11 protein-coding genes and 1 tRNA gene are annotated in these 13801 nt (G+C 32.2%); 8 read left to right on the top strand and 4 right to left on the bottom strand.

Features of this window, described 5'->3' with window-relative positions; all coding sequences use genetic code 11:
• Positions 1 to 190: 190 nt before the first annotated feature.
• Positions 191 to 264, bottom strand: a tRNA-Thr gene (locus tag GOY12_RS00765).
• A 439-nt stretch (positions 265 to 703) separates the two neighbouring features.
• On the opposite strand from GOY12_RS00765, the gene GOY12_RS00760 reads away from it, so the two are divergent.
• The 5 genes from GOY12_RS00760 to GOY12_RS00740 all read left to right on the top strand — a co-directional run bounded on the left by GOY12_RS00760 (position 704) and on the right by GOY12_RS00740 (position 5465).
• Positions 704 to 1429 carry a F0F1 ATP synthase subunit A gene (locus tag GOY12_RS00760; RefSeq protein WP_175818189.1) on the top strand — a complete coding sequence of 242 codons (726 nt, stop codon included), beginning with the start codon at positions 704 to 706 and terminating at the stop codon, positions 1427 to 1429.
• A gap of 61 nt (positions 1430 to 1490) precedes the next feature.
• Positions 1491 to 1718: a F0F1 ATP synthase subunit C gene (locus GOY12_RS00755; RefSeq protein ID WP_175818188.1), complete on the top strand. Its 228-nt coding sequence runs from the start codon at positions 1491 to 1493 to the stop codon at positions 1716 to 1718.
• A 1-nt stretch (position 1719) separates the two neighbouring features.
• Entirely contained in the window at positions 1720 to 2199 is a 480-nt protein-coding gene (locus GOY12_RS00750; RefSeq protein WP_175818187.1) for a F0F1 ATP synthase subunit B family protein, read from the top strand.
• 8 nt (positions 2200 to 2207) lie between these two features.
• Positions 2208 to 2684, top strand: coding sequence for a hypothetical protein (locus tag GOY12_RS00745; RefSeq protein WP_175818186.1), 477 nt, complete (start codon positions 2208 to 2210; stop codon positions 2682 to 2684).
• A 1509-nt stretch (positions 2685 to 4193) separates the two neighbouring features.
• On the top strand, positions 4194 to 5465 hold the full coding sequence (locus GOY12_RS00740) for a COX15/CtaA family protein (protein ID WP_369406210.1): 1272 nt from the start codon (positions 4194 to 4196) through the stop codon (positions 5463 to 5465).
• Here the strand turns inward: GOY12_RS00740 and GOY12_RS00735 are convergent.
• The gene (locus GOY12_RS00735) at positions 5414 to 7693 is read right to left on the bottom strand and encodes an ATP-binding protein (RefSeq protein WP_175818690.1); all 2280 of its coding nucleotides are present in this window, start codon (positions 7691 to 7693) and stop codon (positions 5414 to 5416) included. The two genes, GOY12_RS00740 and GOY12_RS00735, sit on opposite strands and share 52 nt — an antisense overlap.
• A gap of 591 nt (positions 7694 to 8284) precedes the next feature.
• Here GOY12_RS00735 and gltX point away from each other — a divergent pair.
• The gene (gene gltX / locus GOY12_RS00730) at positions 8285 to 9646 is read left to right on the top strand and encodes a glutamate--tRNA ligase (protein WP_175818185.1); all 1362 of its coding nucleotides are present in this window, start codon (positions 8285 to 8287) and stop codon (positions 9644 to 9646) included.
• 33 nt (positions 9647 to 9679) lie between these two features.
• Here gltX and GOY12_RS00725 read toward each other — a convergent pair whose 3' ends face one another.
• Positions 9680 to 10723: a class I SAM-dependent methyltransferase gene (locus tag GOY12_RS00725; RefSeq protein WP_175818184.1), complete on the bottom strand. Its 1044-nt coding sequence runs from the start codon at positions 10721 to 10723 to the stop codon at positions 9680 to 9682.
• 104 nt (positions 10724 to 10827) lie between these two features.
• On the opposite strand from GOY12_RS00725, the gene GOY12_RS00720 reads away from it, so the two are divergent.
• Both GOY12_RS00720 and GOY12_RS00715 read left to right on the top strand, forming a co-directional pair.
• A complete protein-coding gene (locus tag GOY12_RS00720) occupies positions 10828 to 11208 on the top strand; it encodes a hypothetical protein (RefSeq protein WP_175818183.1) in 381 nt (126 codons plus the stop codon).
• Positions 11201 to 11485, top strand: a complete 285-nt coding sequence (locus GOY12_RS00715; protein WP_175818182.1) for a DUF2610 domain-containing protein — start codon at positions 11201 to 11203, stop codon at positions 11483 to 11485. Before GOY12_RS00720 ends, GOY12_RS00715 begins: the two co-directional genes overlap by 8 nt.
• Before the next feature lie 1166 nt (positions 11486 to 12651).
• On the opposite strand, the gene dapD is transcribed toward GOY12_RS00715, so the two are convergent.
• Positions 12652 to 13482 (bottom strand): 2,3,4,5-tetrahydropyridine-2,6-dicarboxylate N-succinyltransferase, encoded by an 831-nt coding sequence (gene dapD / locus GOY12_RS00710; protein WP_175818181.1) that lies wholly within the window; start codon positions 13480 to 13482, stop codon positions 12652 to 12654.
• Positions 13483 to 13801: the final 319 nt, after the last annotated feature.

The raw sequence follows: 13801 nt of genomic DNA, 5'->3' as shown, positions 1-13801 counted from the left end.
CCAAATCTTAGAGTTTATAGTTATAGATATAACCTGAGGATAATAAACACCTGCCAACAAGGATCCTGCTGGTAATTCTAGCTATACCTTTAATTACCTACATACTACTCTCTTTATATCTTCGAAAATTTATTTGCTAATAGGCTTCTTCTTATTTATTTTAAATATCTCTATCCTTGACTAGGGTACATGCCGGCTGTCGGACTTGAACTGACAACCTACTGATTACAAGTCAGTTGCTCTACCCAATTGAGCTAAGCCGGCATCGAACATATATACAATTATCAACCAATTTTCGTCAACCAATTTTTAAAATTATCAAAACTAATCTTGGATACAAAAAAACTAACAAGAAAGATGTTAGCACATAACTTAACGTCTCTGATAGCTATAGAAAAAAGCCAATAGAATAACTGGCCAAGGACGTTGGCAGTTTACCTTATAATTTTCGGTAACATTATTTTAAAAATGGTTTTTAAAAAGATTTATCTATCAATAAAACTGAACTTAATCGTGAAGATTATAACCATGCTATAAATATGACTTCAAATTATCAGAAAATAGTATCTGAGAATTATAAGTTCAAAATAAAATAAGTAAAAAATGCTCTGTATTATAGAGCATATACCATATTAACTCTTGACTTCACTCTATAGAATTTATACTCTACTTATTATGTAGCTTAAGTTTTTTTATAATAAAAATGATATTAAATCCATTAGAACAATTTAAAATATACACAATAATAGAGCTACCTAGATTATTTGGGTATAACATAAATTTCACTAACTCATCTCTTTTTATGATGATTTCAGTAGTGTCAGTCACACTTTTCTTACTCTTGGGAGTAAGACAGAAGTCAATAATACCAGGATATTTGCAAGCTGCAGTTGAGTATATATACGATTTTGTTGTTTCAATAATAGAAAGTAACACCGGAAGTAAAGGTTTAAAGCATATTCCATTGATATTTACAGCATTTATTTTCACTTTATCATGTAATTTAGTCGGTACCCTCCCATATAGTTTTACAGTTACAAGTCATGTAATAGTTACTTTTGCCTTATCGATAGTAGTTTTTGTTTACATAACCGCTGTTGGATTTAAAGAAAGTGGAATAAAATTTTTACGTATATTGTTACCAGAAGGCACTCCATTATGGCTTGCTCCAATAATGGTTTTTATCAAGCTATTTGCTTACCTCGCAAGACCTATAAGTTTATCAATCAGGCTTGCTGCGAATATGATTGCAGGTCATACAATTATTAAGGTAATAGCAGGGTTTATTATAAATATGCATTTAACTCTAACTCCTATACCGTTTTTGTTTATAATTACCTTAATAGGATTTGAAGTATTTGTTGCAATCTTACAAGCCTATATATTCACCTCCTTAACATGTGTATATCTATCAGATACAGTAAAGTAATTGACTTTACCTTTAAGGCATTTTATAATTAAGCTTATAAGGAAATGATTAAAGGTAATACATGGATTTAGCAGCTTTAAAGTTTATAGCAATTGGGTTAAGTGTGCTTGGTATGCTCGGGGCCGGTGTTGGTGTAGCAAATATATTTTCTACCATGTTAAGTGGACTTGCAAGAAACCCTGAGTCAGAAGACAAGATGAAAAAATATATCTATACAGGAGCAGCTTTAGTCGAAGCAATGGGATTATTTGCATTTTTACTTGCATTGCTATTAATATTTGTTGTTTAATATGCCACAACTTGATGTCTCAACCTTCTTTTCTCAAGTTTTTTGGTTCTTGATTTTTTTTTCTTCGCTTTTTTTCATAGTAAACTTTTTATTTCTACCAAAATTGGATGAAATAATAAACACTAGAAGCAAGAAAGTATTAGATTCCTTTAATAGTTCCATTTGTCTCCTAAAGCTTATAGAAAATCAGGCTATTAGATACAACTTAGTTCTAAATGAAGCTAAAATGCAAGCAAAAAAGGCTATAGACAATGCACTTGTCCAAGTAGAAGAAATGAGAATAAGCATGAAAAACACGATAGAAGAGGAAAACAAAAAAATGAACAAGCTTGTTGAAGAAAAAGTAGCAAAATTTAAATCTAAGTACATTAATGAACTCAAGCAAATGGCTACCGGTATTGCTTTAATTTATTACAATAAATTAACTAATTCTGAAATTGAAGAGGAATTTGTTACTAACTTAATATTTAAAGAATTTTAGAGGTTTTTATGTCTACATCAATGATCATCGGCCTTGCTTTCTTAGTAGGTTTTATCCTTTCATATAGACTGCTGAAAGAACTAATAAAGAGCGCCCTTAATAAAAAAGGTAACAAGAGCAAACTTACAAATGAAGAGGTTGAAAAATTTAAAAGAGATATGTTAGAATATTATAAAAAGTCTTCTGAAAAATACAAAAAATTAGATGCGGAGGTTAATAAAACAATGAGTGAAGCCCTTAATAAGGCTAATAGAATCATTAAGTATAATAGACAACAATTGGATCAGACGTTGAATGAGAATGCACGTTTTCATCTAAAGAAAGTCACCGACCAAGTTGAAAAAGCTATTGAAGATTTACAAGCTAGCACAGCAAGTATAGCCGCTGATGCTGTAAAAAAAATAATACAAGTGCACCATGACGATAAGCGCAGTAGCGATATTATATCTTCACTTTCACGTGACTTAAATAAAAAATTGCATTAGATTTAATACAATGATTTTCTACCAGCGATATAGAGCGCAATATAGAAAAAAATCGAGTTTGATTTCAGCTTACATCAAGAGTAAAAAAATCTTCTCTATTATAAGTACAGTTACTTAGCAAAAATTAAACAATGCTATTTTTTATGGTTGAAAGCACAAAGTCGAGATAGCAATCCTTGAGTTAAGGTTCATTATGATATACCTGCGCATTATAAGTGATAGACAAGTCTGAGATTTCCTTAACCTATACCTTTAACACTTCAGAATCTACAGGTAACTATTTACATTCAAAAATCATAATCTCTCACCTAAGAGCATTAACTAAATGCAATATTTCCCGCTTCTTTTTTGTTACAGCTCCAATTTTAATCATGATAGAGAAGTACATATACTTTGCTTTAATATTTCATTTGCAGTTGGATGTTCTAACTATTATCTAAATTCATAACTATAATTTTTAGCTTATACGTGATTTTCAACCACAAAATAGATTGTAATAAATTAAACGAAAAGGGTTTTTTCTACACATACAACACTTTGTTGACTATTATTCAAAGAATAGTACAGTAATATAACAATTAATTGAAACATTAAAAGTTCAAATTATCCAACAAAATTAGATGTAAAGTTTTTGACAGAAAAAATATACTTTACCGTAATATTCTAAAGTAATAAAAGTGTTTCATTACTACCTAAAATGGAAACTAAGTTATACAATTATAACATGAACTTTACCAGAAAAAAGTGTGTGGTAATATACGACTTAAGTAACAAGCCAGATCCATTATAATCGAGAAAACACTAATTGAATCTAATAAAGGATAAGTCAGCCTGCGCGGCAGGTAAGGTTAAATTACTACAATTATAGCCTCAATTTTCTTATGAAATCTCTTCCCTAAAATATAAAACTAGTTTCAACATTTCACTTATTCGAAAATGAATATATCATTATCTCTAGGCAGTAGAAACAAACATTTTTGCAGTGAAAACTTTAAGGAAAGTACTTTTCTATAACGTTCATAATATTACTGAATATGCTAATCTAGATTTGAGACTTACACAAATGAGATATAGAACCAAAATCACTAATTTGGAAATATTGGAAAATTACCAACTGTTGTACTTGTTTGAATTAAGCAAAGAATATACCGAATCAAAGGTTATATATAAATTTACATTATCCATTTAAAAATGATAATGCCACTTTACAAACATACTTAACTTGAAGGAATTTTGCTATTGAAACTCTTCACCAGTTCTACACTTTTATACTTCCAACTACTCCATCTTTATTACTCTTATTAATGTTAACTCATATTTTAAACAAATTATTTTTGTATTATTTTATAATAGCATAAGTTACCAACTTAACTCTTTTGATAATAACCGTCAATCAATAAAAGATACCTTATATTTTTATATAGTATAGATATTTTCTCCTGTCTATAATCAAACACATAATATTACAAATTTCCTCGTTTTGCAGAAACTTATTACTCATCTTCAATAATGATGGAACAAAAGCAATCAAAATCCGTAATCATTTGGCTCTTGCTCTGCTCTATTATGGTGATTTTCACGGTGGGAATTGGTGGGTTCACAAGACTTTCAAAAGCAGGATTATCAATCACGGAATGGAAACCACTTGCTGGAGTATTACTGCCACTAAGTGAACAAGATTGGCTACAAGAAAAATTAAAATATGAGGTCACACCTGAATATAAAATACTTAACTATGGCATCAGCATGAAAGAGTTTCGTACTATATATCTAATAGAATATATACATAGATTGGTTGCAAGACTAATAGGTTTAGTCTTCGCTCTGCCATTTATATATTTTCTGCTGAAAAAGAGAATATCTAAAAAGGCAGTAATAAGGCTATCTATAGCACTATCGTTTGGAGTGTTACAAGCCCTTGCCGGTTGGTATATGGTTAAAAGTGGCTTGGTATCTAAACCATGTGTTAGTCACTACAGGCTTGCACTTCACTTGCTGTTAGCATTAGTTATCTTTGCATTACTATTATACCAATTTTTTGATTACCAAATATGGATCCCAGTGTTATGTACACACTTGTACAAACACTATAATATAAGAGCAATTTTCACTAAGAAAGATGCCATCTCAATAACCAGATACTGGAATCCAGAAAACTTAACCTTAAACGCACATATCAAGCAGCCGTATAGTGAAAGCTGGACTCCAGTACTAAGTACTGAAATAACACCATTTACTATGCAATTTACTTTTAAAAGCAAGTATCCATACAGTTGTGTATTATGTACTAGAATGACAGAATCTCAGTTTACTAATTGTAGCATATATTACACAATGCTCATTCTAACTCTAGTTACTATACAAATAATCTTCGGCGCTTTTGTTGCAGGATCAAATGCTGGTTTAATTTATAATACCTTTCCACTAATGAACGGACAAATCATCCCAGAAGATTTATTTTCATTGCAACCAATATGGCTTAATATCTTTGAGAACAGAGCGACAATGCAATTTATACATCGAGCACTAGCACTGCTGATATTAGTTTTAACAATAATACTTGCAATAAAAAACACTAGTGTAAAATCAGTATATATTATGCTACTCTCCGTTATCATTCAGGTAATTCTAGGGATAATTACTTTATTATTGTATATACCAATAGCCGTTGCCGTTGCCCATCAAATGTTTTCATTTATCTTATTTGGATCAGGTTTATATTTTTTATGCTATTTAAGAAAGCAGACCACATCACCAACCTGTACATTCTTTCCTTCCTGAACGGGAATATTTTTTATAACCATTTCTGATTCAGCACATATAATATTCTCCATTTTCATCGCTTCCACAACAAATAAAGGTTGTCCTACCCTTACCCGATCTCCTACATTCATGCATAACTTAACTAATAAACCAGATATTGGAGATTTTACAGCATCTACTGTCACTATTTCTGTTTCATGACTCAGCATAAATTTACTTAAGTTAGCTATATGAGGCTTAAATACAGAACACTCAGCTTGCATTCCAGCATGTCTTATAAAGTGTTTACTGCCTTGTCTTTCTACTCTAAGTGTTATACTAGTGTCATCATTAATTGTGATACATAGTAATCTATAACTTAATTTCCACTTACCTATTACAGAGTATATATTGTGATTATATACCGTTGTTAATATGTTATTTTGATACTTCGCATTTATGGAGTACTCGCTGCCATTTACTTTCACTATAAATAAATCTCTTGCACGTCTGTCTATAACTCCACTACTATTAGATATTGCCCCAATATTACTGAGCGTCATTCCAACACCACAAGGTGTCACCCGAGCAGCCGATGCTGAAACCAATTCTTCTCTCTTTGTAGATTCTAGCATCATATGCCTAAATGACACTAGAGATGTTTCATTCACTGCTCTATAATAGCACCTTTCCTCATTTTCTAAATGAACATATAGTACAGCAAAAATAAATATCTTAATATATTCTTCTGTAATAAAGTCACCGTGAAACCCATTCGGATAATGGTCTGAAATGAATCTTGTGTGAAGTTTTGCTGCAACAAAATTTGGATGATGAAAGATGGATTCCAGAAATTCTACATTATTTGCTACTCCTTCTATATAACATTCAGACAACGCTTTTTGCATCCTGCCGATTGCCTCTATTCTATCTTTTCCATATGTTATCACTTTTGTAATCATTGAATCATAGAACATGCTAATCTCTGAGCCTGCAGCAACTCCATCATCTATCCTTAGAAAGTTATTGGACTCCTTACACAGCAATTGCTTTGATGAAAAGCCAATAGTGCTACCCATTCCAGCATGCAATGTTGAAACTAACTCACTTTTTTCCTGGATTGCAGTGTTTGATACTGAAACAATAGGGGGACATATAGAAAAATTTTCATCCGGCTTATCATAATACTTTATTCTTCCGCTAGAAGGGAAAAATTTTTTCGATGGGTCTTCAGCACAAATTCTGCTTTCTATAGCAGATCCAGTAAGTTTAATATCATCTTGATTGAACCTTAATTTTTCCCCACAGGAAGTTCTTATCATTTCTTCTACTATATCTACTCCGGTTACAAACTCTGTTACTGGGTGCTCAACTTGCAACCTAGTATTTACTTCAAGAAAATAGAAATTTTGATCTTTATCTACAATAAACTCAACAGTACCTGCTGAAAAATAACCTACTTGCTTTGCCAAAGAAACACATTGGGCATACATTCCCTGTCTTACCCTTTCACTAATAAACGGACTTGGAGTCTCTTCTATTATTTTCTGATTATTTCTTTGTACCGAACACTCTCTTTCTCCAAGACATATTACATTCCCATATTTATCTGCTATGATCTGTATTTCAATATGCCGCGATAACTCTATATACTTCTCTATGAAAATACTCCCATCCTTAAAACTTTTCTCTGCTTCGTTTGTTGCTGATATAAATGCTAATTCAATTTCCCTCTTGGAGCTCACAACTCGCATGCCTTTACCACCACCACCTAAAGCAGCTTTTAGTATAACAGGGAATCCAATTTCTTCAGCAACACGAGCTGCATGGGCAGCATCATTGACCTTGCCTATATACCCTGGTACAGCATTGACCCCAGCCCTTTTTGCTGCTTCTTTTGCTGTTATTTTATTAGCTATCACTTCTATTGTTTCTGCACTCGGGCCAATAAAATCTATATTATGTCTTTGCAGAGCACGTGGAAAATCTGGATTTTCTGCCAAAAATCCATAACCAGGGTGAACTGCCTGTGCACCTACTTCAACTGCTGCTTCACATATCTTTTTAATGTTCAAATAACTCAAGCAAGAAGGCGAAGGGCCAATGTATCTCGACTCATCTGCTTGTCTTACATGTACAGAATTTATATCTGCATCTGAATACACGCACACACAAGATATACCCACCCTATGGGCAGTTTTAATGATCCTACAGGCAACTTCTCCCCTATTTGCTATTAAAATTTTACAATACTTTCTTTCTGTCATCATACAAGTTTACTTCCTTGAATTAAGAAAGCAAATTTCCATATTATCATCTTAAGTGATTTCTAACCTATGTCATAGCTAAACCACTCTTTAAAAATTGTACAATACTAGAACCTGATATTATATTATTTTCATAATATAAACCATATATCTTGTTACATGCCATAAACAATAGATAAGTAGATTATCTAGAAGCTACTACAGCTACTAAGGCTAATGTAAGAGAGATTGAGAACCAAAAAAAATAAAAAGCACAAGGATAAACACAAACAAAATTTCTTATCACATATTAAGTTACTTTCTACGCCTATAGCTCACATAGCTCACCTAACTTTCTTCCGTTCTTTACAAGACCTAATAAACAAAGAGGTGTTACCATTACTCTCTAATTATTCTTAATATAACCTTTACCCACGAGTATTTTTTATATATCCTCCCTTTACCCTTTAATCTTTCTACTTCTTCCTAATCTTTATCTTCTTTTCCTATAGCTTTAGATAAAACACTTTTGCCTTTCAAAATAAATAAATTCTAAATTGTTATAATCATGAACTTTAGCTACAATCACTCACATTGCTGTAATAGACAAACATGCCAAACATAGTCACTAGATTTGCCCCATCGCCAACGGGTTATTTACACATTGGTGGAGCTCGCACTGCTTTATTCAATTGGCTCTATGCAAAGCATCATGGCGGTAAATTTTTATTAAGGATCGAGGACACCGACAGAAAACGCTCAACACAAGAGGCAATTAATACAATAATAGACGGATTGAAATGGCTCGATATGAGTTACGATGGGGAAATAATATACCAATCAAAAAGAATAGAGCGGCACATTGAAGTCGCAAATCTTTTAGTCAAAAGAGATAAAGCGTATCATTGTTATTGCCCCGAGGATAAAGTTGCAGAAAAGAAGGCAAAAGCAAGAGAGGAAAGAAAGATATACAAGCATAGATGTTTCAATGTAACATCAAATGTAAAGCCTGTTATCCGATTTAAAGTACCAGATTCACAAGATATCGTTGTTAACGATAGAATATATGGTCAAATTAAAGTAAATAGCAACCAACTTGATGACATAGTAATTTTACGCTCTGACAACACTCCAACTTATATTTTTGCTGTAGTGGTTGATGATCATGATGCTGGAATAACTGATATAATACGTGGTTCTGATCATCTCACTAATACTTTTAAACAATTACTGATATACCAAGCTCTTGATTTTGATGTTCCACATTTTGCGCATGTACCATTAATTTATCAGGAGGATGGAAATAAGCTATCCAAAAGGCATGGAGCAATAAGTATTTGTGACTACGAAAAAATGGGAATATTGCCGGAGGCAATGCGTAATTACTTACTTAGACTTGGCTGGAGTCATAGGAACGATGAAATCATCAATAGTGAGCAGGCAATAAAGTGGTTCAATTTGGAAAACATTGGTCGTTCACCTGCGCGCCTCGATTTTAAAAAGCTAGAGTACTTAAACAAGTATTATATTAATAATATGAGTAATACAGATATTATTGCTCTAATTCTTAGAAAAAAAACTCTAACCAACAAAAAAAAGAATTACTTACTACATGGATTAACAGAACTAAAAAAAAGAGCAAGCTACCTAAACGAATTATTGGATTTAGCACAGTTTTATATTCAAGATCCACCACTTAATTTAAACGAAGAAGCCAAGCAAATCATTAAATCTAACCTTGATATAATCAAGTTACTTGTATCATTCCTTTCGAACATTAGTGATAAAAACTGGAACAAGAACTTTCTATCCTCTCAGATCAAAGAGTTTTCAAAGTTATATGATATTAAAATAAGTAATGTGTACCACTCATTACGTGCCCCCATAACCGGAACAATGAATGCACCTAAAATCATTGATATAATGATAACTCTTGGTAGAGATGAGTGTATAAAAAGGTTACAGAAACTGTAGCTGACACCACTTTTTAAGTATATAAAATATTAACTAATTATTAATTAACATTACCTTAAAGAGAGTGCCCATATTTTCAGTTAACCTTAAAAACTCACTAAAGATTCTATTCTTCTGTTCATTATCTGAATTTCCCATTAAAACTTGCACCCTTTCTTTTATACCAAAAAGATATAAAAATTCTCTTTGAGTTAAAATTTCACAGTCTACATATTTTAATGAGCTCTTTAATGCTTGAAAATTCACAAGTGCAGTAATATCATTATTACCAACATTTTCAAGAAAATTGGAATACTTATGTTGTCCTATAGACTGTAAAGTGCTTTTATATGTAGGATATACATAGCCATAATCTATAATTATGGCAGCTCCTCCATCATTAACTATTTTTTCTTCAAGTCTCTTTAGTATTTTAATTCCAGCTGAACATATTTCCACCACTGCACCATCAAAAAGTTTCCCATTTGTCACCTGAGTAGCTAATACTGGAATACACGATTTTTTCCTTCTAGATTCTAACATCAAACACTGAAATGATACCTTATCATCCTGCCTTGTTACTCTATTCTCATACCACCCACCATTATGATATATAAATTGATCTATAGGAAAGGCATCAAAGAATTCATTTGCTAAAAAAATAGTTGGCTGCCTCGGCAAGTTATTAACATCTATGTGCCAATCAATATTTAACTCTTTTAATTTTTCCTTCTGCATCCTTTGTAAAGTAGGACTAATTTCAACCAGGTGAATGGCCATTGATCTAAAAAAACTACTATGTTTTTTAGTGACCCTTACTATATCATAAATAAGTGTTCCTTTACCTGGTCCAAGTTCAACTAGAGAAAATTTTAGTGGCTTTCCTAATTTCTCCCATGTATACATTACCCAAACTGCAATTATTTCACCGAATAATTGACTGATTTCAGGCGCCGTGATAAAATCACCATTCTTACCAAGTGGTGATCTACTCATGTAATAGCCATATTTTTTATGGTATAGAACAGCACCCATGAAATCACTAATAGGTATTGACCCTCGGTTTTTATCAATTAATTTACATATATAAGAGAGCATATCATTAATAAATGTTTAATTATCATGTGCCACAATACAAATTAGTAGAGTAATTTACATGTATAGTATAAACTTAAAAGCTTACTAACAATAGTACTTTAATTATGAATGATCAGGATATTAATCACACTACTTCCATAAACCCAGATGACAGTGTTGAGTATAAACTCGAGGAAATTACCAATTTTGCAAAAAACAAAGTTATAAGCACTGATGGGCTAACTTTAGTGGAGGTATTTCAAGCACTAGTTCAAATGCTGAACGGTGACCTAGAATTAGCAAAAAAAGTGCTAGCACATGCTAACATTATGGCAAAATATGGAATGAAAGTAGCAAAAGAGTCACAACTAAGTAGAGCTGACGTTCTTCAATTTCTTATAGACAAAGAAAATGTTGTCAGTAAACAAGACTCTATAAGGAAACTATCTCCTACACCAGCTGTAAAACCAATCAAGAAGAAAATTAGAGGTTTTTTAGATGGCTAACTCTATAAAAAAATTTACTGTGCAATGTGACTTCAGAGGACAAACTTCACCTTTTGCGATATATATAGGAAACCCAAAAAATGATACTCATCCGATTCACCATCAGGATTCCTGGCTTACAAAGGAACGTGGTGGTAATATACCTAGTAAAGTAAAAGAAAGCCTTCAAAAATTGCACAAATTATCTAAAGAAAATGGAATCTCTCTTCCGGAGTTATGTACATATGCTATAACTGTGATTAACAATAGTGATAAAACAAATACCAGAAAAAAATAGTATGGTTACATCTCTAGCATTTTCTACCACCTAAACCTTACGTTAAGATCATATAGATGCCCAATCCATAACTGTTGTGTATCTAAATTGTATCAACATAGTATAAAAGTAACGTAACATAAATATTATACTTGATTAAATTTATGCTAAACTATCCAGTTACTTCTAAAATTGCTAGCTGCCTTATGAAGATTGAGTAACAAAAAAACATTGTCATTAATCTTAGTGCCACTGCCTAGTTCTTTATGAAACTGTATACTCAATACTATAATACCATTCCACACTATGATTGAAAAGAATTTTATTCCCAAGCACTAAGTAGGTTAAAGGGTACTATATAACATAGTTTTAACTTAAGTTATTGAATAATGGACAGCAAAAGGAATATTTATTACTAAAAATGCTATTCAAACACTTTATACTCTGAATATGGCAAGTAGAAAATTTAAAGCGAAGCTAATAGCATATAATGATGGATAAAATGTTACTTATAAGCCGCACACGAATAATTACTTATATACCACGGAGGCAAAAAACGTGCCAAAGTACAAGGCTTGTAAAATAGCACAGTGAATTGGATTCTTAACTGAAAAAAATGCTCTACTACAATTATTGTAGGCATCATGGATGCACCTACTAACATGTAATAATTCGCACATGCTATGACAGTGATAACTATGCTACAAGATTGCTAACCATGTTAATTCTAAATCCCGATAAAGAGACAACACAAAAGAAATCTTATTCAGAATATTACGCTAAAAAAAATCTAGCAGCCCATTATAAAGCGATAAGCATATGTCTATCATATAACCATATTACATAGAACAGAGTGAAACAGATGTTTTTCAGAGTAAATTAATTATTTTATAGAAAAGGCATAGCAATCGCGCTTGAGAATATTCAATAGCCTATAGGTAAAGAAGAATATCCATTATCCAATCTATCCAATCGATCCCAAACAACGTAAAGTCTGGAGCTATTTAAAAAATTTTTTACTATTACAGTTAGTCAGATTAACCAAACTATTTAATTTTAAGCCCTGTACTAGCATACAGCTTTGCACAAGTGGACAAAAACAGAATTTTCGAGATTGCAGATTTTTCTAATAGAAACAAAACTCAATCCAATAAATCAGAGCTAATTAATAGGATAATTATTATAACCTAACTCCTTAATATCTCATTTACAGAGGTTTTCGACCTTGTCTTTGCATCCACCTTTTTTACTATAACTACGCAATAGGTTGAAATGTTATTTTTAGGTGAAGTAGATCCTGGCACTACTACAGAGTAAGGCGGAACTTCGCCATAAAGTACCTCACCGGTTTCTCTATCAATAATTTTTGTTGATGCTCCAATAAAAACCCCCATACCTAAAACTGATCCTTCTCTTATTATAACACCTTCAGTCACTTCACTACGCGCCCCTATAAAACAATTATCCTCTATAATAACTGGAGAAGCTTGAATAGGCTCTAAGACTCCACCAATTCCTACTCCCCCAGAAATATGGCAACTCTCTCCTATTTGCGCACAACTACCAACTGTCGACCAGGTATCTATCATTGTACCTGAACCAATATAAGCACCAACATTAATAAAGCTTGGCATAAGAACAACATTTGTACCTATGTAAGCAGACTGGCGGACAAAACATCCAGGAACCACTCTAATTTTCGACTGGAGAAATCTTTCTTTACTCCATCCATCAAACCTACTACTGATCTTATCAAACCACCAATCACTGTTACCTATCATTCTACTTTTTTCAGTAAGAAAGTGTAATAATATTGCTTGCTTTATCCATATATGGACTACCCACTCCCCATTTGATAGCTTTTCTGCTACTCTAACTTTACCACACTCGAGAAGCCTAACTACCTCTTTAATTGGAGCTTTTGCTGTTACTTTCACACTACAGTTAATAAGCTGATTTCTATTTCTCCAAATATTTTCTACATCGTTCTGTATTTTATCTAGCTGCAAGCTTTCCATTTATTATATATTAACAATAATAAGTTTACATAGCGTCGTATAATATAAACTTGTTATTATTTTACATATAATGCTGTAAAAATAAAATATAATAATTACACTAGAACTTACTTAGAGTATCTCTAAAGTAAATAAGTGAGTTTGAAAGAGAAAGTAAAGTGCACAAACTGCAGCAGTTATTATATGAAATCCATAAAGGCTAGACAAGTTGCACGCTATTACACAAAAAGAAAAGTCGGCAGAGGGATTTTTAATTTTCACCACTTTAGCTTTTGCTGTAGTAATAGGGTTATGTACTGCAGCAGCTAACTTTAAAGAA

Source organism: Wolbachia endosymbiont of Dirofilaria (Dirofilaria) immitis, assembly GCF_013365455.1.
Classification (GTDB): domain Bacteria; phylum Pseudomonadota; class Alphaproteobacteria; order Rickettsiales; family Anaplasmataceae; genus Wolbachia.
The sequence above is the reverse complement of the archived record's forward strand: the minus strand, read 5'-3'. Positions and strand labels throughout refer to the sequence as shown.

Excerpts from the sequence above, each read along its gene's own strand:
- GOY12_RS00715 (WP_175818182.1), top strand. The coding sequence starts at position 11,201 with ATGGCTAACTCTATAAAAAAATTTACTGTGCAATGTGACTTCAGAGGA.
- GOY12_RS00720 (WP_175818183.1), top strand. The coding sequence starts at position 10,828 with ATGAATGATCAGGATATTAATCACACTACTTCCATAAACCCAGATGAC.
- GOY12_RS00760 (WP_175818189.1), top strand. The coding sequence starts at position 704 with ATGATATTAAATCCATTAGAACAATTTAAAATATACACAATAATAGAG.
- gltX (WP_175818185.1), top strand. The coding sequence starts at position 8,285 with ATGCCAAACATAGTCACTAGATTTGCCCCATCGCCAACGGGTTATTTA.
- GOY12_RS00725 (WP_175818184.1), bottom strand. The coding sequence starts at position 10,723 with ATGCTCTCTTATATATGTAAATTAATTGATAAAAACCGAGGGTCAATA.
- dapD (WP_175818181.1), bottom strand. The coding sequence starts at position 13,482 with ATGGAAAGCTTGCAGCTAGATAAAATACAGAACGATGTAGAAAATATT.
- GOY12_RS00740 (WP_369406210.1), top strand. The coding sequence starts at position 4,194 with ATGATGGAACAAAAGCAATCAAAATCCGTAATCATTTGGCTCTTGCTC.
- GOY12_RS00735 (WP_175818690.1), bottom strand. The coding sequence starts at position 7,693 with ATGACAGAAAGAAAGTATTGTAAAATTTTAATAGCAAATAGGGGAGAA.
- GOY12_RS00750 (WP_175818187.1), top strand. The coding sequence starts at position 1,720 with ATGCCACAACTTGATGTCTCAACCTTCTTTTCTCAAGTTTTTTGGTTC.
- GOY12_RS00755 (WP_175818188.1), top strand. The coding sequence starts at position 1,491 with ATGGATTTAGCAGCTTTAAAGTTTATAGCAATTGGGTTAAGTGTGCTT.
- GOY12_RS00745 (WP_175818186.1), top strand. The coding sequence starts at position 2,208 with ATGTCTACATCAATGATCATCGGCCTTGCTTTCTTAGTAGGTTTTATC.